Annotated in this window: 16 protein-coding genes; 4 read left to right on the top strand and 12 right to left on the bottom strand. The window is 72.5% G+C overall.

Annotation, left to right across the window (positions count from 1 at the left end):
- Positions 1 to 2: 2 nt before the first annotated feature.
- The 3 genes from ACFC1T_RS14055 to ACFC1T_RS14045 form a co-directional block, all read right to left on the bottom strand.
- Positions 3 to 1,496, bottom strand: coding sequence for a S28 family serine protease (locus ACFC1T_RS14055; RefSeq protein ID WP_375887840.1), 1,494 nt, complete (start codon positions 1,494 to 1,496; stop codon positions 3 to 5).
- Between the two features lie 332 nt (positions 1,497 to 1,828).
- Entirely contained in the window at positions 1,829 to 2,722 is an 894-nt protein-coding gene (locus tag ACFC1T_RS14050) for a trypsin-like peptidase domain-containing protein (RefSeq protein ID WP_375887837.1), read from the bottom strand.
- A gap of 165 nt (positions 2,723 to 2,887) precedes the next feature.
- Complete coding sequence (locus tag ACFC1T_RS14045; protein ID WP_375887836.1) at positions 2,888 to 3,517, bottom strand: TetR family transcriptional regulator; 630 nt, start codon at positions 3,515 to 3,517, stop codon at positions 2,888 to 2,890.
- Positions 3,518 to 3,644: 127 nt separating this feature from the next.
- Here ACFC1T_RS14045 and ACFC1T_RS14040 point away from each other — a divergent pair, with 127 nt between their 5' ends.
- The 3 genes from ACFC1T_RS14040 to ACFC1T_RS14030 all read left to right on the top strand — a co-directional run bounded on the left by ACFC1T_RS14040 (position 3,645) and on the right by ACFC1T_RS14030 (position 5,241).
- The gene (locus ACFC1T_RS14040) at positions 3,645 to 3,800 is read left to right on the top strand and encodes a hypothetical protein (protein ID WP_375887834.1); all 156 of its coding nucleotides are present in this window, start codon (positions 3,645 to 3,647) and stop codon (positions 3,798 to 3,800) included.
- A gap of 50 nt (positions 3,801 to 3,850) precedes the next feature.
- Entirely contained in the window at positions 3,851 to 4,234 is a 384-nt protein-coding gene (locus ACFC1T_RS14035) for a hypothetical protein (RefSeq protein WP_375887831.1), read from the top strand.
- 128 nt (positions 4,235 to 4,362) lie between these two features.
- On the top strand, positions 4,363 to 5,241 hold the full coding sequence (locus ACFC1T_RS14030) for a metallophosphoesterase family protein (protein WP_375888125.1): 879 nt from the start codon (positions 4,363 to 4,365) through the stop codon (positions 5,239 to 5,241).
- Positions 5,242 to 5,393: 152 nt separating this feature from the next.
- On the opposite strand, the gene ACFC1T_RS14025 is transcribed toward ACFC1T_RS14030, so the two are convergent.
- The 9 genes from ACFC1T_RS14025 to ACFC1T_RS13985 form a co-directional block, all read right to left on the bottom strand.
- A complete protein-coding gene (locus tag ACFC1T_RS14025; RefSeq protein ID WP_375887828.1) occupies positions 5,394 to 7,973 on the bottom strand; it encodes an FtsX-like permease family protein in 2,580 nt (859 codons plus the stop codon).
- Entirely contained in the window at positions 7,970 to 8,725 is a 756-nt protein-coding gene (locus tag ACFC1T_RS14020) for an ABC transporter ATP-binding protein (RefSeq protein WP_375887825.1), read from the bottom strand. The genes ACFC1T_RS14025 and ACFC1T_RS14020 overlap by 4 nt, the downstream gene beginning before the upstream one ends.
- Positions 8,722 to 9,024, bottom strand: a complete 303-nt coding sequence (locus ACFC1T_RS14015) for an SHOCT domain-containing protein (protein WP_375887823.1) — start codon at positions 9,022 to 9,024, stop codon at positions 8,722 to 8,724. The genes ACFC1T_RS14020 and ACFC1T_RS14015 overlap by 4 nt, the downstream gene beginning before the upstream one ends.
- Before the next feature lie 254 nt (positions 9,025 to 9,278).
- On the bottom strand, positions 9,279 to 9,956 hold the full coding sequence (locus ACFC1T_RS14010; RefSeq protein ID WP_375887821.1) for a response regulator: 678 nt from the start codon (positions 9,954 to 9,956) through the stop codon (positions 9,279 to 9,281).
- Complete coding sequence (locus ACFC1T_RS14005) at positions 9,953 to 11,188, bottom strand: sensor histidine kinase (protein ID WP_375887819.1); 1,236 nt, start codon at positions 11,186 to 11,188, stop codon at positions 9,953 to 9,955. The genes ACFC1T_RS14010 and ACFC1T_RS14005 overlap by 4 nt, the downstream gene beginning before the upstream one ends.
- A gap of 173 nt (positions 11,189 to 11,361) precedes the next feature.
- On the bottom strand, positions 11,362 to 13,887 hold the full coding sequence (locus ACFC1T_RS14000; RefSeq protein WP_375888123.1) for an ATP-dependent Clp protease ATP-binding subunit: 2,526 nt from the start codon (positions 13,885 to 13,887) through the stop codon (positions 11,362 to 11,364).
- Positions 13,888 to 14,028: 141 nt separating this feature from the next.
- A complete protein-coding gene (locus ACFC1T_RS13995; protein ID WP_375887817.1) occupies positions 14,029 to 14,742 on the bottom strand; it encodes a VIT family protein in 714 nt (237 codons plus the stop codon).
- 106 nt (positions 14,743 to 14,848) lie between these two features.
- Positions 14,849 to 15,463: an HAD family hydrolase gene (locus ACFC1T_RS13990; RefSeq protein ID WP_375887815.1), complete on the bottom strand. Its 615-nt coding sequence runs from the start codon at positions 15,461 to 15,463 to the stop codon at positions 14,849 to 14,851.
- Between the two features lie 50 nt (positions 15,464 to 15,513).
- Positions 15,514 to 16,005: a methyltransferase family protein gene (locus ACFC1T_RS13985; RefSeq protein WP_375887812.1), complete on the bottom strand. Its 492-nt coding sequence runs from the start codon at positions 16,003 to 16,005 to the stop codon at positions 15,514 to 15,516.
- Between the two features lie 403 nt (positions 16,006 to 16,408).
- Here ACFC1T_RS13985 and ACFC1T_RS13980 point away from each other — a divergent pair, with 403 nt between their 5' ends.
- Positions 16,409 to 18,109, top strand: coding sequence for an HNH endonuclease (locus ACFC1T_RS13980; RefSeq protein WP_375887810.1), 1,701 nt, complete (start codon positions 16,409 to 16,411; stop codon positions 18,107 to 18,109).
- The last annotated feature ends 78 nt before the right edge of the window (positions 18,110 to 18,187 follow it).

Below are 18,187 nucleotides of genomic sequence, written 5' to 3'. Positions count from 1 at the left end.
CGCTACAGCGGGCGGCGCTCCTGCTCCAGGCGCTGGCCCTCGACGTCCAGCGGGCCGAACGGCGCCCCCGGCTGCGCCGACTTGGCGAGCGAGCGGGCGGCGGCCTGGTCGCCCAGACCGGCCCACTCCAGCACCTTGGCCGTGGCCTCCGCCGACTGGTCGGCCGGCAGCTTGCCGATGTTGGAGCCGTGGTTGCCGCCGGGCACGACGTAGACGTAGCTGTCGTCACTGCCCCGGCCGAGGTGGAACGGCTTGGCGCCCCACGGGTCGTTGCCGCCGTAGACGAACATCATCCGCTCGCCCTCGCGCTTCACCCAGCGGTCGATGTCGGGCATCGCCTTCGGGTTGAAGACGGTCGGGATCTCCTTCGGCACGTAGGAGCGGGCCGAGTAGAGGTCCTTGTAGTCGTAGTGCAGCTGGTCCTTCAAGTACGAGACGTCGAAGAACGGCGCACCCAGCTCGGTCGCGGCCTGGTAGTAGTACGCGGTGTACTTCGCCAGCGACTGGTCGCTGTTGCCGGTGATGCCCGACTGGGCGTCGTACCACGCGTACAGCTCGTCGTCGGTCGCGGTCGCGGCCACCGGGACCTTCGCGCAGTCCGACTCCAGGCTGTACTGCCAGAACGCCCAGACCACGTCGAGCACGCCGGCCTCGTAGGCGCGGTCCGGGGTGCCGAGGGTGTTGAAGGTGGAACCCGCCGCCTTGTTGTCGGCGATGTAGCGCGACTCCAGGCGGTCACGGCGCACCAGCAGCTCGCGCTGGGCGGCGTTCAGCTTGGCACGGCACTCCGGGGTGCCGACGTTGCGGAAGAACTCGGTGTAGGCCGCGTAGTCGCTGACGTCGGTGTTGTTCGGCGCGACGTACGCGATCGTGCCGGCCACGTCGTCCGGGTAGAAGCGGCGGTAGAAGGTCGACGACATGCCGCCCTTGCTGGCGCCGGTGGAGAGCCACTCCTGGTCGTAGATCCGCTTGAGCGCGGTCACCAGCTTGTGCGAGTCGGCGGCCTGCTGGCGGATGCCCGCCTTGGACCAGTCGGCCGGCTCCGGGCGGGAGGGGGTGAAGTAGCGGTACTCGATGGAGACCTGGTTGCCGTCCACCAGCCGGGTCGGCTCGGTGCGGGACGGCGTGGTGCCCAGCGTGTAGCCGTTGGTGTAGAAGACGGTCGGGCGGTCGTAGCCGCGGTGCAGCACGCTGAAACGCTGCTGGAAGGTGCCCAGCCAGGGGCGGAAGTGGTCGATCGGCTGGGTGTAGGTGGCCAGGAAGTAGCGGTGGCCGGTGGTGGTGGGCTTCTCCTCGGTGATCGTCACGCCGGGGATCGCCGCCAGGCGGTCCTTGATGTCGGCGGTCGGGTCGTCGGCGGGGCTCCGGCCGTGCGCGGCCCCGGACGCCTCGGCCCCGCGGCCGGTGTCGGCCGAGGCCGGAGCGGCCAGGCCGCCGATCGCGAACATCGGTATCAGCAGGGCGGATACCAGCAGCCTCTTGAACCTGGTGGTCATCAACTCTCCATCTGGTCAACGGACATGATGTGCCTCGTCGGCACTACTCTGCGGTGCGGGTGGTGCGGTGGCCGCCCGATGGACGGCCGAATGGGCCACCCGCCTGGTCGCGGGTGGCCCATCGGGGAAAAGGTGCTGGTCAAGGGGGTCGCTGCGGTTCCTTCGACGGCCCGGAGGCCCGGTGGGTCGGCCCGCCCGCCGAGGGGGTGCGGTGCGGGCGGGCCGGGGCACCCGGGCCGGGCCAGGGCTTACGGACAGGACTTGCACAGACAGGGCTTGCACAGGCAGGGCTTGCACGGGCAAGGCTTACGGGCAGGGCGTGCGAGCGGGGCCTACGGGCGGGGCAGGGTGCAGCCGGCCAGGGTGAGGTCGAGGCGGTTGCCGGGCGCGAAGCAGGCGGGGATGCCGTAGGTCTCCTGGGCGTAGCCGATGCCCTGGTGCACCGTGACCGCGCCCGACTCGTCGACCTCGCACGGGTTGTCCAGGGTGCAGGACTCGCCGCTCTCGTTGATCGTGTTGTTCACGGCGACCAGCAGACCGGTCGAGGCGTCGACCACCGGCGAGCCCGAGGTGCCGCCGATCACGTTGCAGCCCGAGGTGTAGCGGACCGAGTCCTTGAACGTCCAGTCGGCCTCGTTCAACTGGTAGGCGAAGCCGTCGATCGAGCAGGAGTAGATCTTCTTCCAGTAACCGGAGACGACCCGGATGTCCGCGCCCTGGTTGGGGTGGGTGTCGGCGATCGTCAGCGGGGAGATCCCGTACTTCGACTTGATCGAGGCGTAGCTGGTGTTCAGCTGGTAGATCGACACGTCCGTGTCGGTCATCGCGCCGTAGACCACCTTGGTCGCGCGCAGGGTGGCGAGGCGGCCGCCGGTCGAGTTGAGCAGGGTGAAGGTCCGGCTGGAGGGCTGGTTGAGGACGACCTCGCCGGGGCCGGGCATACCAGACTCCAGGCAGTGGCCGTTGGAGAGCACCAGGGCCGGGTCGGTCGCGGCCGAGCCGGGCATCCGCACCAGGGAGCCGGAGCAGTTGCTGAGCGCGACCGTCCCGGCGAAGCTGACGGCGGCCGGCTTGGCCGCCGGGGCGGAGCCCTCGGCCTGGGCGGCGGCCTCCGTCGGGGCGGTGACCTGCGCCGGGGCGGCAGCCTGGGCCGGGGCGGCACCGCCGAGGGCGGTGGCTCCCGCGACCAGGAGCGTGGCGAGCATGCCTATGAGCGGCTTCTTCATGAGAGACCTCTCGGTGTGGGGGTCCCCCAAAGCTGTCGCGGACATGACTTACTGTCAAGAGTCAAAACCAGACCAAGAGAACACCCCTGGTCATGGAATCGACCGCCCGGCGCCCGGGCAGGTGCCCGGCCCGGCGCTCAGGGCGGCGCGGCGTCCCTGCTGCGGTCAACTCCCCTGCCAGTGCCGCCGGCCGAGGCTGATCAGGCGCAGCTGCGAGCGCGCCGTGGCGGCGATCCGCTGCTCGCCGGCAGGGTCCGCCTCCTGGGCCTCCAGGAAGGCGGAGGCCGTCGACACCATGTGGTCGACGTAGAGCTCGGCCAGCATCCGCAGGTCCTGCTCGCTCCAGCCCGCCGAGACCGGCTGGAGCGCCAGGGCGGAGCCCACTTCGGCGGCGAATCGGCCCAGTTCGGCGTCGATCGCCTCACGCACCTGCCGGACCCCGCCGTGCCGCTCGCGCGACAGGAAGCGCACGTGCGGCCGGTGTTCGCGGACGTGCCGCTGGATGACGTCCACCGCCCGGTCGATCAGCTCCTCGGCGCCGCCGGCCTCGGCGAGCACCGAGCGGATCATGACGTGCAGGCTGGCCAGCGACTCCTCGACCAGGGCGACGCCGAGGGCGGCGAGGTCCGGGAAGTGCCGGTAGAAGGCGGCCGGGGACAGCCCCGCCTCCCGGGTGACCTCGCGGACGCCCAGGCTCGCCAGGTTCTGATCGGCCAGCAGGTGCAGACCGGCGTCCAGCAAGGCCCGCCGACTCTGCTGCTTCTGGGCCTGTCTGGCCCCCACGGTGTGATTCACGCCATTCAGTAAACAGTCGTTTGCCGAACTTGGCCAGCCGGGCGTACAGTGGGCCTCGAAGTCAGTGAACACTTGTCAACCGAAATCGGCGCGGCAGCAGCCGCATCCGCAGCCGAAGGAGCCAGCCGTGATCCTGTTCTCCGCACTGGTCGCCATGGGAGTCCTGATCGGCACCGCCGCCCACCTCCCCCTCCCGGTGTTCCTCGCCGCCTCCGCCGCCATCTCCGCCTGGCTGCTCGCCTTCGGCGCCCGCGAAGGCGTCGCCCGCCTGCGGCACCGCTGAGCCCGCCGCACCGTCCACTCCCGTCGACCGCCGAGAGGACCGCCACCGCCATGAGCACCGTCACCGACCACGCCGTCACCAGCAACGCCGTCACCGACCGCGCCGTCACCAGCAACGCCGTCACCAGCCGTGACAGCGCCGGCCGTACCGCCGCCGTCCGCAGCAGCGCCGAGCGCGCCGCCGAGGAGCGTCAGGGCACCGCCGAGGCCGACAACCTGGCCGTCGCCTCCTTCCTGCTCGGCCTCCCGGGCCTGCTGCTCTTCAACCTCGTGCTGGGCCCGATCGCCGTCACCCTCGCCACCCTGGCCCTGGTCCGCGGCACCAGCCGCCGCGGCCGCGCCTTCCTCGGCCTGGCCCTCGGCATCGCCTCGCTGGCCATCCTCGCCGTCACCACCGCCACCTCCCACGGTGTGCTCATCGACCTCGGCTCCTGACCGGGCTTCAACTCCCGGGCGCCCCGGGCCGAACAGTCGATCATGTCAACCCTGCCCACGACCCCCGCCCGCCACGTAGGGTGGCCACATCGGCCGGGTGACCACAGGGGGCAGGAGTGAGTACCGAGATCCGCAGCGACGCACAGCCGGGGCCCACCGGGGCGGGCGGGGGCGGGCGGCTGCTCGCGGTGAGCGACCTGCACATCTCCTACCGGGAGAACCGCGACCTGGTGGAGAAGCTCCGGCCCACCCACCCCGACGACTGGCTGCTCGTCGCCGGTGACGTCGCCGAACTCACCACCAGCATCGAGTGGGCGCTCGGCCTGCTCGCCGACCGCTTCGCCCGTGTGGTGTGGGCCCCCGGCAACCACGAGCTGTGGACCCACCCCGAGGACCCGGTCCAGCTCCGCGGCGTGGCCCGCTACAACCACCTGGTGGAACTGTGCCGTGCCCTCGGCGTCGTCACCCCCGAGGACCCGTACCCGCTCTGGCACGGCCCCGCCGGCCCGGTGCGGATCGCCCCGCTCTTCCTGCTGTACGACTACACCTTCCGCGCCCCGGGGACGACCACCAAGGAGGAGTCCCTGGCGGCCGCGTACGAGAGCGGCATCGTCTGCGCGGACGAGCGGATGCTCCACCCGGACCCGTTCCCGGACCGCGACTCCTGGTGCCGCGAGCGCGTCCGGCTGACCGAGCAGCGGCTCGCGGCCTGTGACCCGGACGTCCCGCTGGTCCTGGTCAACCACTACCCGCTGGTGCGCCACCCCACCGAAGTACTCTGGTACCCCGAGTTCGCCCAGTGGTGCGGCACCGAGCTGACCGCCGACTGGCACCGCCGTTTCAACACCGCGGCGATGATCTACGGGCACCTGCACATTCCGCGCAAGACCTCCTACGACGGCGTCCCGTTCGAGGAGGTCTCGCTCGGCTACCCGCGCGAGTGGCGCAAGCGCGGGCTGCCGGACCCGCTGCTGCGGGAGGTGTTCCCGCAGGTCACGGTGAGCTGATCAGCCGGCCGGCTGACCCACCGACCCGCTGACCCGCCGGCCCACTGATCTGCCGGACCACTGACCCGCCGGACCCGGGACCTCGGGGAGGCCCTCTGCTAGGGGGTCTCCCCCGCTCCCGTACCCCCTCCTGCTCCACCGCTCCCTCCTTCCTACTCCGCCGCGATCGCCCGCAGCACGTCCAGCCGCGCGGCCCGCCCGGCGGGGCGGAGGCCGGCCACCGCTCCCGCGAGCAGTCCGGCCGCCAGGACCACGGCCAGTTGCCCGCCCGGGAGCGCGAACGACCCCGTCCCCGCGCTGTCCGAGGCCTTCACCAGCGCCCAGCCGAGGAAGACCCCGAGCCCCAGGCCGCCCACCGTCCCGAAGGCCGCCACCAGCACGGACTCCCAGCGGACCATCGCGCGCAGCTGCGCCCTGGTCTGGCCCACCGCCCTCAGCAGCCCCAGCTCCCTGGTCCGCTCGTGCACCGCCAGCGTGAGGGTGTTGGCGATGCCGAGCAGGGCTATCAGGACGGCCAGCGCCAGCAGCGCGTAGACCACCGAGAGCATCATGTCGACCCCGGAGGCCGCGCTCTTCGCGTACTCCGCCCGGTCCTGCACCTGCGGACTGCCGTAGGGCACCAGCGCCTTGACCACCGCCGCCTTTCCGGCGGCCGGCGAAACGCCGTCGCGCAGCCCGATCGCGACCATGGTGTCGGCGTCCTGCCCCCGGTGCGGGGCCCAGGCCTGCCTGGTCATCAGGTAGTCGCCGGCCAGCCCGCCGCCCTCGTACAGGGCGCGGATGGTGAACGGCCCGCTCGCTCCGTCGGTGAAGCCCACGGTGACGAACTGTCCGAGCCGCCAGTCGTGCTGCTTCGCCTCGCTGCGGGAGACGGCGAGGCCGTCCGTGCCGAGCGCGGTGAGCGAGCCGTCCACCCGGCCGAGGTCGACGATGCCGGGCAGCCGGGCCGGGTCGGTGACGTCCAGGGTGCGGCCGTGCCCGTCGATCCGGGCGACGCCGCGACCGAGCCCGACCGTCTGCCGCACCTCGGGCAGCGCGGCCAGGGCGTCCGCCGCCTTGGGGCTGATCCCGCTGCCGCCCGCCCCGAAGGAGGCGGTGGTGACGGCGAGGTCGCCCGCGAAGGACTTGTCCACCGTGTCGTCCAGGGTGGCCCTGATCGAGGCGCCGAAGACGGTGAACAGCGTGACCACCGCGACGCCGATCATCAGCGCGCTCGCCGTGGCCGCCGTCCGGCGCGGGTTGCGGGCCGCGTTGCGCCGGGCCAGCAGTCCGGAGACCCCGCGCAGCCCGGGCAGCGGTGCGCCCAGCGTCCGGACTGCGACGGCCGCGGCGACCGGCCCGAGCACCACCGTGCCGGCCAGCACCGCCAGCGCCCCGCCCGCCGTCAGCAGGACCGACGGGCCGTCGGTGGCACCGAGGACGGCGACCGGTACGCCGCCCGCCAGCAGCAGGCCCCCGAGCACCACCCGGACGAGCCCCGCCCGGCCCCGGGCCGCCCCGTCGACCGCCGTCTCCCGCAGGGCCGCCAGCGGCGCCGTCCGGCCGGCCCGGACGGCCGGCAGCAGCGCCGACCCGACCGCCACCAGCGTGCCGACCAGCAGCGGCAGCACCACGGCGGCGGTGCTGATCACCATGCCGCCGGTCGGCAGGGCGAAGCCGAGCACCGAGAACAGCGCCTTGAGGCCGGCCGCGACCCCGATCCCGCCGAGCAGCCCGCCGAGCGAGGCCAGCAGACCGACCAGGGACGCCTCCGCGAGCGTCGCCCCGAGCACCTGGCCGCGCGCCGCGCCGAGTGCCCGCAGCAGCGCGTTCTCCCTGGTCCGCTGGGCGACCACGATGGCGAAGGTGTTGTGGATGGTGAACGTCGCCACCAGGAGGGCGATCCCGGCAAACACCAGCAGCAGCGTGGTGAACAGGCTGAGGAAGCGCCCGGACACCTGCTGGGTGCTCTCCTGGGTGGCCGCGGCGCCGGTGACCGCCTGGACGCCGGCGGCCAGGTGCGGGCCGATCCGGTCGACCAGCTCCCGCTGGGACACCCCGCCCGCCGCCCGGACCTGGATCGAGCTGGCCTGCCCCGAACCCTTGGGCGTGAGGTGCTGCTCGGCGTCGGCGAAGGTCATCGCGGTGAAGGTGCTCGGCCCCATGCCGTCCGCGCTCGCCCCGAAGGTGGCGATGCCGACGACGGTGACGGGCACCGGATCGGGGGTGCGCAGCACGGTGGTCGAGCCGAGGTGCAGCCCGCCCGCCTTGGCCGCGCCCCGGTTGACCACGACCTCGCCCGGCGCGGCCGGTGCCCGGCCCTCGGCCAGCCGGTAGGGGTTCAGCCGGGCGTCGGTGAGCCAGTTCCCCGCCAGGGTGGGCGGGCCCTGGCCGCCGACCGGTTTGCCGTCGCTGCCGATGAGTTGGCCCGCGCCCTGGACGGACGGCTCGGCGGCCGCCACACCGGGCAGCGCGCGCAGTCGGTCGGCGAGCGCGGCGTCGACCGGGGCCCGCACCCCGCCGGGCGCCGCCGGGGAGTCCAGGACGTCGGCGCTGCGGACCACCGCGTCGGTGCCCGCGTTGGCATCGGCGAACAGGGTGTCGAAGTTGGCCCGCAGGGTGTCGCCGAGCACCATCGTGCCGGTCAGGAAGGCGACGCCGAGCAGGATGGACAGCAGGGTGCCCGCCAGCCGGCGCTTGTGGGCACGCAGCGAGCGCAGGCTGAGCCGGAGGGTGGCGTCGGCCGCGGTCATGACCGCCCCCGTTCGAAGGCCTTCATCCGGTCGAGCACCCGGTCGGCGCTGGGCCGCGCCATCCGGTCCACCAGCCGCCCGTCGGCGAGGAACAGCGCCTCGTCGGCGTGGCCGGCCGCCGTCGGGTCGTGGGTGACCATGACGACGGCCTGCCCCATCTCGTCGACCGCGCGGCGCAGCAGGCCGAGCACCTCGCCGCCGGTGCGGGAGTCGAGGTTGCCGGTCGGCTCGTCGGCGAAGACCACCTGCGGCCGCCCGGCGAGCGCCCGGGCCACCGCGACCCGCTGCTGCTGGCCGCCGGAGAGCTCGCTCGGGCGGTGCCGCAGCCGGTCGCCGAGGCCGACCACCCCGATCAGGGTGTCCAGCCAGGCCTGGTCGGGGGCGGCTCCGGCGAGGTCCAGCGGGAGGGTGATGTTCTCCCGGACGGTGAGCGTGGGCACCAGGTTGAAGGCCTGGAACACGAAGCCGATCCGCTCCCGGCGCAGCAGGGTGAGCCGCCGGTCGTTCAGTGGGCCGAGTTCGGTGTCGCCGATCCAGGCGCTGCCGGCGGTGAGGGTGTCCAGTCCGGCCGCGCAGTGCATCAGGGTGGACTTGCCCGAACCGGACGGCCCCATGATCGCGGTGAACCGCCCGGCCGGGAACTCCACCGTCACGTGGTCCAGCGCCCGGACCTCGGTGCCGCCGACGCCGTAGACCTTCACGGCGTCGGCGACCCGGGCGGCGGTGCCGCGTACGACGTCGAGGGTGGTCACGCGGCGCCACCGCCCCGGGGGACGTCCCGCGTCGGCTCGGTGAGCACCGCCCGCTTGGCGCGGTACTCCTCGGCGTCGATGTCGCCCTCGGCGTAGCGGCGGCCCAGGACGGCGAGCGGGTGCTCCGCGCCACCCGGGGCGCCGGCCCCGAACCCGCAGGCGCCGCGCCGCCGCCAGACCGTCCGGCGCAGCAGGGTGATCACCAGGACCACCACGGCGATCCAGACCAGGGGCACCAGCAGGATCCAGGGGCCCGGCCCGTGCCAGTCCGCCAGTTGCTCCGCCAGCTGTGTGGTCATCACGGTTCATCTCCTCGGTCGGCTCCACGGCCCCGGGTCTTCCCGAGGTGCCTTGAGCGTCCCGCCGAGGGGTCTCATCACGCGTCCTACCAGCAGCGGCAGTTGGGGTACTCCCGGGAGAGTACGGATGCCCCGCGCCACGCCGGGCCGGAAGTAGCCGCACGGAAGCGCGCCCGGGGTTCGGCGTACGAAGGCGCGCCCGAGGTCCGGCGCACAGAGGCACGCCCGGCGCCCGCCCCGCCGGCCGCGGCGCCTCAGCCCAGCCAGCCCGGCCGCACCAGCCCCGACTCGTAGGCCAGCACCACCAGTTGCGCCCGGTCCCGCGCCCCGAGCTTCACCATCGCCCGGCTGACGTGCGTCTTCGCCGTCAGCGGGCTGACCACCAGCCGCCGGGCGATCTCCTCGTTGGACAGCCCCATCCCGACCAGCGCCAGTACCTCGCGCTCCCGCTCGGTCAGCGCCGAGACGTCCGAGAGCCCCTCCGGAGCCGTCTCCGGCCCCTTGGAGCGGGCCGCGAACTCGCCGATCAGCCGCCTGGTCACGCCCGGCGAGAGCAGCGCGTCCCCGGCCACCGCGACCCGGATCGCCCGCAGCAGGTCGGCCGGTTCGGTGTCCTTGACCAGGAAGCCCGACGCCCCCGAGCGCAGCGCCTCGAAGACGTACTCGTCCAACTCGAAGGTGGTCAGCACGACCACCCGTACGGAGGACAGCGCCGGATCCCCGGCGATCCTCCGGGTGGCCTCCAGCCCGTCCATCCGGGGCATCCGGACGTCCATCAGCACGACGTCGGGCAGCAGTTCGCGGGCGAGCCGCAGCGCCGCCTCGCCGTCGTCCGCCTCGCCGACCACGGTGAGGTCGTCCTGGAGGTCCAGCAGGGCCCGGAAGCCCGCCCGGACCAGCAGTTGGTCATCCGCCAGCAGTACCCGAATCAATCGCTCTCCGCCTTCGGTGTCGGCAGCTCCGCCCGGACCCGGAAGCCGCCGCCGGGCAGCGGCCCCGCCGTGATGGTGCCACCGAACGCGGAGGCGCGTTCCCGCATCCCGACCAGCCCGCTGCCCGACCCGCCGGCGTCCGCGACCACCGCGGGCCCAGGGTCCTCGACCCGGACCACCAGAACGGCGGTGTCCCGCCAGTCCAGCACCACGACCGCCTCCCGGGCCACCGAGTGCCGGATCACGTTGGTCAGCGCCTCCTGGACGATCCGGAAGGCGGTCAGGTCGACGGTGGCGGACAGCGGGCGGCGGACGCCGTCCTCGAGCACCTCGACCGCCAGCCCCACCCGGTCGGCCTGCTCGGTGAGTTCGTCCAGCCGCCCCAGCCCGGGGGCCGGCCCGCGCGGCGCGGCGTCGGGCCCGCGCAGCGTGGCGAGCACCTGGCGGACCTCGCCGAGCGCCTCCTTGCTGGTCGACTTGATGGTGACCAGCGCCGTGCGGGCCTCCTCCGGCCGCCGGTCCAGCAGCGCCAGCGCGACCCCGGCCTGGATGTTGATCAGGGACAGGCTGTGCGCCAGGATGTCGTGCAACTCCCGTGCCATCCTGAGCCGTTCCTCGTTGGCCCGGCGCTGCTCCAGCTGCTGCCGGTAGGCCCGGTGGGCGGCGATCCGCTCGCGCCGGAAGCGGATCAGCTCGGCGACCGCCAGCATCAGCAGCAACCAGGCCAGCAGGCCGAGTTCGACCTGCCAGACGAACCGGGGCTTGGCGGCGCGCTGCCAGTCGTCCGGCAGGACGAAGGACATCAGGACGTGCACCAGGTACACCCCGGCGACCCCCGTCCAGGCCGCCCGGCGGTGTCCGTAGCCGATCGCGAAGCAGCAGGCGATCACCCAGCTCACGAACACCGGGCCGTACGGGTACCCGGCGGCCAGGTACCCGGCGGTGACCACCGACGTCCCCGCCACCGCGGCGACCGGACGGCGGCCGAACACCGCCAGCAGCGCCGGGCCGAGCAGCAACAGCAGGTAGCCGACGGCGTCCAGCGGGGCCCGGCCGTCCTGGTGGCGGGCGGCGAACCCCGACCCGACCACCTGCACCACGGCGGCCGCCACCGCCAGCCGCACCGGCAGGCCCGAGCGGGCCCCCCGCGCCCACGGCGGGCGCCACGGTTCGGGCGGCGCCTCCGGGGAGGGCGGCCCCTGCTCCGGTGGTGGGGACGTGGGCGGCATCATGCCCGGAAGGCTAGACCCGCGCCCGGCCCCGGCGCGTCCTCCACCGGTGGCGTTCGGGCGTACTCCCGCTGGAGTACGCCCGAACCGGTCAGCTCCCTGCCCCGGCCGCCCTCACCCTGCGCCTACCCCTACTCCGCCTGCGTCTCCCCCTACTCCCCCTGCTGCGCCCCCGGCTACTCCTCCTGCTGCGCCCCCGCCGATGCCTCCGCGACGGCCGCCGACGCCTCCGGCCGCGCCAGCGTCACCGTCAGCTCCCCGTCGCCCACGTCCGCGATCAGCGTGTCCCCCTCCCGCACCGTCCCGTCCAGCAGCAGGTTGGAGATCCGGTTGTCCAGCTCCGACTGGATCGTCCGGCGCAGCGGCCGGGCCCCGAACTCCGGCTGGTAGCCGCGGTTGACCAGGTACTCCTTGGCCGCCTCGGTGACCTCCAGCCGCACGTCCTGGGCCCGCAGCCGCCGCCGGCTGCGCTCCAGCAGCAGGTCGACCACCGACAGCAGGTCCTTCCGGGTGAGCGCGTGGAAGACGATCACCTCGTCGATCCGGTTGAGGAACTCCGGCCGGAACTGCCGGCGCAGGTCCCGCATCAGGTCGTCCCTGATCTCGTCCACGTTGCCCGAGTGGTCCAGGATCCGCTGCGAGCCGATGTTGCTGGTCATGATCACCACGGTGTTGCGGAAGTCGACCGTACGCCCCTGGGAGTCGGTGAGCCGCCCGTCGTCCAGCACCTGGAGCAGCAGGTTGAAGACGTCCGGGTGCGCCTTCTCCACCTCGTCGAAGAGCAGCACGCTGTACGGCTTGCGGCGGACCGCCTCGGTCAGCTGCCCGGCCTCCTCGTAGCCGACGTACCCGGGCGGGGAGCCGACCAGCCGGGAGACGGTGTGCTTCTCCTGGAACTCGCTCATGTCGAAGCGGATCATCCGGTCCGGGTCGCCGAACAGCAGCGCCGCCAGGGCCTTGGCCAGCTCGGTCTTGCCGACACCGGTCGGCCCGAGGAAGAGGAAGGAGCCCGTCGGCCGGTCCGGGTCGCCCATTCCGGCGCGGCCGCGGCGCACCGCCTGGGCGACGGCGGTGACCGCCTCGTCCTGGCCGATCACCTTCTCGTGCAGGTGGTCCTCCAGCCTGAGCAGCCGCTCCCGCTCGGTCGCGTTCAGCTCCGCGACCGGGATTCCGGTGCGGGAGGAGAGCACCTGCGCGATGTCGTCGGCGGTCACGTCGACGACCTCCTCGCGGGACTCGGCGATCGCCGCCAGCTCGTCCTCGGTGCGCCGCAGCTCGGACTTGAGGTTGGCGGCCCGGACGAACTCCTCGTCCGCGACCGCCTCGTCCAGCTCCCGCTTCAACTTGGTGATCCGGTCCTGCACCGAGGTCGACTCGGTGGAGCCGCTCAGGCTGCGCAGCCGCACCCGGGCACCGGCCTGGTCCAGCAGGTCGATCGCCTTGTCGGGCAGGAAGCGGTCGCTGACGTACCGGTCGGAGAGGGTCGCCGACGCGTCCAGCGCCTCGTCGGTGAACCGGACCTGGTGGTGCGCCTCGTACGCGTCGCGCAGCCCCCGGAGGATCTCGATCGTCTCCTCGACGCTCGGCTCCGGCACCAGCACCGGCTGGAAGCGGCGCTCCAGCGCGGCGTCCTTCTCCACGTGCTTGCGGTACTCGTCCAGCGTGGTCGCGCCGACCACGCTCAACTCCCCGCGCGCCAGCGCCGGTTTGAGGATGTTGCCGGCGTCCATCGACCCCTCGCCGCCACCGCCCGCGCCGACCACGGTGTGCAGCTCGTCCAGGAACAGGATCACGCTCTTCTCGGCCGCCGTGACCTCGTCGATCACCTTCTTCAGCCGTTCCTCGAACTCGCCCCGGTACTTGGAGCCGGCCACCAGCGCGGTCAGGTCCAGGGTGACCACCCGCTTGTCCCGCAGGCTCTGCGGGACGTCCCCGGAGACGATCCGCTGGGCCAGGCCCTCGACGATCGCGGTCTTGCCGACGCCCGGCTCCCCGATCAGCACCGGGTTGTTCTTCGTCCGCCGGGAGAGGATCTCCACGGTCTGCTCGATCTCCTCGGCCCGCCCGACCACCGGGTCCAACCGGCCCCCGCGCGCCGCCTCGGTGAGGTCCTGCCCGTACTCGTCCAGGGTCGGGGTGTCGCTCGGGTGCCCGCCCGTGCTGCTGCGCTCGCCGCCCGTGCCACGCCCGTCCAGCACCGACTTCAACGCCTCCTGCGAGGGCGCCGCGTTGCGCAGCGCCGTCCCCGCACCGGACCGCTCCTGCTCCAGCAGCGCACCGAGGATGTGTTCCGGGCCGATGTACGAGGCGCCGACCGCCTGCGAACGGGCGTGCGCGGCGAGCAGCGCGCGCTTGGCCGACGGGGTCAGCGCGGGCCGCCCGTCCAGCGCCTCCGGGTTGCCGGAGGGCAGCGCGTGCTCCAGGTCCCCGGAGAGCCGGTCCGGGTCGATGCCCGCACGCTCCAGCATCCGCCGGGACGGCTCCACCCGGGTGGCCGCCCAGGCGAGGTGCGCGGTGTCCAGGTCGCTGCTGCCGTCCTCGGCCGCACGCTGCGCGGCGAGCCCCAGCAGCTCCTGGGAGGACTCGCTGAGCAGCCGCCCGATCGGCACCCGCTGCACGGCGGGCGGGGAGGCCAGCGGACTCATCCCGAAGAACCGGCTGAGCAGGTCGGAGAACGGGTCGTTCGATCCGAACGGGGGCATGGTCACGGTGGTTCACCTCTCCCAAGCGGTTTGCAGCCACACAAACACAGGCCGCCGGAGCCTGCCCGTCGAGCGCGGCAGCCGACGGGCGGGGCAACCGACGGGCGGGGCAACCGACGGGCGGGGCAACCGACGGGCGCCTCAGCCGGTGAGGTGGTCCAGCAGCACCCCGCCGCTGTACGTCACCGCCATCGCCAGCAGCCCGCCCGCCACGTTGCGCGCCACCGCCCGCACCGCCCCCGCACCGCCGAGCCGGGCACTCGTCCAGCCCGAGGCCGTCAGCGCCAGCACCACCGCGGCCACCGTCACCCCCAGCCGCCAGGACTCCGGCGGCAGCAGCACCGCCAGCAGCGGCACCAGCGCACCCAGCGTGAACGCGGCCGCACTCGCCAGCGCCGCCTCCCAGGGGTTGGTCAACGCCTCGGGGTCGATGCCGAGTTCGGTCTGCGCGTGGGCCGCCAGCGCGTCCCGCTCGGTCAGCGCCGTGGCCACCTCCCGGGCCAGACCGTCGGCCAGCCCGCTGTCCCGGTAGTAGTCGGTCAGTTCGTCGAGCTCCCCCTCCGGGTCCTCCGCCAGCTCGCGCCGCTCCTTCGCCAACGCGGCCCGCTCGGTGTCCCGTTGGGTGCTGACCGAGACGTACTCGCCGGCCGCCATCGACATCGCCCCCGCCAGCAGCCCGGCCACCCCCGCCGCGAGCAGCGCGGCCCGGGACCCGGCCGCGCCCGCCACACCGGTCACGATCCCGGCCGTCGAGACCACGCCGTCGTTGGCGCCCAGCACGGCGGCCCGCAACCAGTTCAACCGCGCCGACAGCTCCGCCCGGGTCTCCCCCGCCTCCCCCGTCCGCTCCGCCATCCGCGCCCACCGCCCTCAGGGGTCCGTACGGTCCCCCCGATCCTCGCCCGGCCCCTGCGGCCCCGCCACCCGTCACCCGTCCCCATCACCCGTCACCCGTCACCCGTCACCCCAGGAGCGGTGCCAGCGCCCGCCGCAGGTCCTCCGGGCCCCGGTAGAGCACCCCGGTCATCCCCAGTGCCACCGCCGCGTCCACGTTCTCCTGCCGGTCGTCGACGAACAGGCACCGCTCCGGCCTCGCCCCGGCCCGCCCGGCGGCGATCTCGTAGATCCGGCGGTCCGGCTTCGCGCTGCCCACCCGGGAGCTGTTCACCACCTCGTCCGCCAGGTCCGTCAGCCCCAGGAACGCCAGGTCCTCGTCCAGCCACACCGTCGCATTGGTCACCAGCACCACCCGACAGTGCTCCCGCACCCGCCGCAGCAGTTCCACCACGACCTCGTCCGCCCGGAACGGCGAGTGCGCGAACGCCTCCGCCAGGCCCCGGGCCGTCTCCTCCGACACCCGGTCGGCCAACCCGCGCGCGATCGAGTCCACCCACTCCGCCCGGCCGATCCGCCCCAACAACAAGGGCAGGTCGTTCACCGGCGCGAACCCGACCGCCGCCGTGCTCCCCTCCTCCACCCCGGCGGCCCGCTCCAGCGCGGCCACCCCGACCCCGTCGAAGAACCGGATCACACCGTCCACATCACACAGCACCGCATCGAAAGCCTTGGTAGTCACCCGTTTCTCCTACCACAGCAGGCCCCCGCCCCGGCCCCCCGGGGACGCCCTCAACTCCCGGACGGACCCGGGCGGCGCCACCCCCGCGGAACCAGCGCCGGCACCCGGGCCCGGTAGCCCTCGTACTCCGCCCCGAACAGGCCGGCCATCATCCCGTCCTCGGCCCGCACCCTCAGCAGCAACCACGGGACGACGACCAGCAGATAGGCGACCCACACCCCGAAGCCGCAGGCCAGCATGCCTCCGCCGACGAGCCCGAGCAGCCCGGTGTAGATGGGGTGCCGCACCAGCCCGTACGGCCCGTCGGTCCGCAGCTCGTGCCGCTCCTGAACGGCCGGCACACTCGCCCACATCGTGCCCAGCACCCACCGGGCCCACAGCAGGAAAGCCGTCGACGCCACCACCAACGCCCCGCCCAGCACCGCGAGTTCCGGCTGCCAGAACCTCAACTCCCGCCAGAACCCCTGAGTCCGGTCCACCACCGCCAGCACCACGTACACCCCGACGCCCAACAGGACCCGCCGCAACAGCGAACGGCGCAACCCGCCCAACCACCCCCGGAACCCGGACCTCCCCACCACAGCGAAGTAGACGACACCCGCAACCCAGGCCACGCAGAAGATCGCCACGCACGTCCCGGTCACCACACCCAAAACCGACTGCAGAGCTCCCATCCCGCAAGCCTCCACCCCACCCCACCACCCCACCACCACCCCCGGGTGGAGCCACCCCCGCTCCACCCGGGGGTGGAGCCCCACCCCGCCCCGCCGCAGTCCGCCGGTGGCCGGGGCCCCTGCATCGAATCGCCTTAGCAGTCAGAGCAGTTGTCGACTCTGCAAGATCACCAACTCCGCGAGGTCCACCTCACGACCTCCACAAGCCGCTGCTCACGCCGAGATACAACTGGCGACCGACGTTGTCAGAGGGGTGGTCTACCGTTCCTTCATGGAGATCGGTGGCATCACTCGCTCAGGCATCCTGCAAGCGATCGCGGAACACGACCGACTCGGGGAGGGGCCCTTTCGTGAGACCTACAGGTACCGCGCGATCGCAAGCCATGTAGTCGCCCACAACGATCGGCACTACGACGTCAAAGCCATTGCAGGAGTGGCGCATCTCTTCGACTGCGGCGAAGCGCTCAAGCAGGGGAAGTTCAGTGGCGGCCCCGAGGGTGCGATTGCCTGGCTAGAGCGCGAAGGCTTCACCGTGATCGAGCGGCCTAGGTCGTTCGGCACGCGCGTTGGCAGGATTCGGCCAACCGATCGTAAGGACGAGCCAGCTCCACACCGTGCACTCCTCGTCCTGTGGGCCATTGGGCAGCTCCTCGCCGGCGCGCCCCGCGAACAGTCCTGGGCCGTGACACGTTCAGCACTCGCGCCCCTGCTGGAAAAGTACGGAGACGTACGAGACGGCATGCAGGCCGCTCACTACCCGTTCACGGCTCTCGTCAGCGATGAACTATGGGAGATTGCACCAACTGGGTCCGATGGTTCTGAGGAGTCTCCGAAGCGTCGCTACACCACGATCGAATCCCTGAACCGGGACAATCCAAACGCCGGATTCCCGGAGGCCGACTACCAACTGCTACGCGCCAAGCCAGAGGTAGCAACAGAGGTTGCTGCTGCTCTGATCCTGCGATTCTTCAATCCTCTGCCCGACGGGCTGCTAGCCGACATCGGCCTCCAGGGTCATCTGACCAATCGGTGGGCAGATGCCCTTCGGCCGCTCATCGGCGAGAAATTCGAGGACCGGGAAGCCATCTGGCACTCCTACGGTGGAGAAAAGGTGGCTGGCATCGGCACCCTAGCCGACGGCGTCCTCAGCACGTTCTCCACGGACGACGGGCCTTACGCCGATGGCCGCGTTGCCGGTATGAACTGGATCTCCTACGTCGGGGATGGACTCAAGGGCGATCAAAGGCCCATCGCCGGGAACAAGGCCCTGGAGCAGCACCAAGCAAGTCAGCGGCCACTCCGCTACTGGCACAAGCCACTCGACAGCGCTTTCAACTTTGAGACCTGGGCCGTCGTCGTCCAACGCCGACGCCGCTGGGGCAAGGGCTCGGACAAGGAGTGGCGTCGAGAGTTCGTATGGATCCTCGCACCAGTGCCCTCACCGCTACGCGAAACGTGGCCACAGGACGTCCTTGAGGCGCTGGCAAGTGACACCGGCGAGCTTTACGACGATACCGATGACTACCAGCCCGGAGACGTCGATCCCACCATCCAACGCCCCGAGGAGAGCGCCGAGGAAGCGTACCGCCGTCTTGACCAGGCAGCCGAGGCCAGCTTGGCCCGCAGGAAGGCAGCCAAGCGCGAAACCAAAGTCGATCGCTACGTTCGAAACCCAGGCGCCCGAGCCGCCGTCATTCGCCGAAGCAACGGACAATGTGAGAACCCCGGCTGCGCAGGCCACCCCATGGAGCTCACCACTGCCGGTGACCCAATACTGCAAGTCGACCACATCGACGACCTCAGTAAGGGCGGCCCGGACGTGCCATCGAACATGATCGCCCTGTGCCCCAACTGCCATGCGCTCAAGACCTACGGCCAGAACAAGGAAAAGCTGCGCAAGGTTCTGAAGAAAACGGCCCGTTCCCTCCACGATGCGGTATGGGCGTCACACCCCAGATCAACCACAGCCTAGAAGCGGTAAACGCCGAGGGCCGGTCCGGAGGCTAGTGCCGCCGGACCGGCCCACGGCTCGGGTTTGGGCGCGGACGGT

The sequence above is a fragment of the Kitasatospora sp. NPDC056076 genome (assembly GCF_042266305.1).
Taxonomy (GTDB): Bacteria; Actinomycetota; Actinomycetes; order Streptomycetales; family Streptomycetaceae; genus Kitasatospora.
This window is presented reverse-complemented; position numbering and strand designations above follow the sequence as displayed.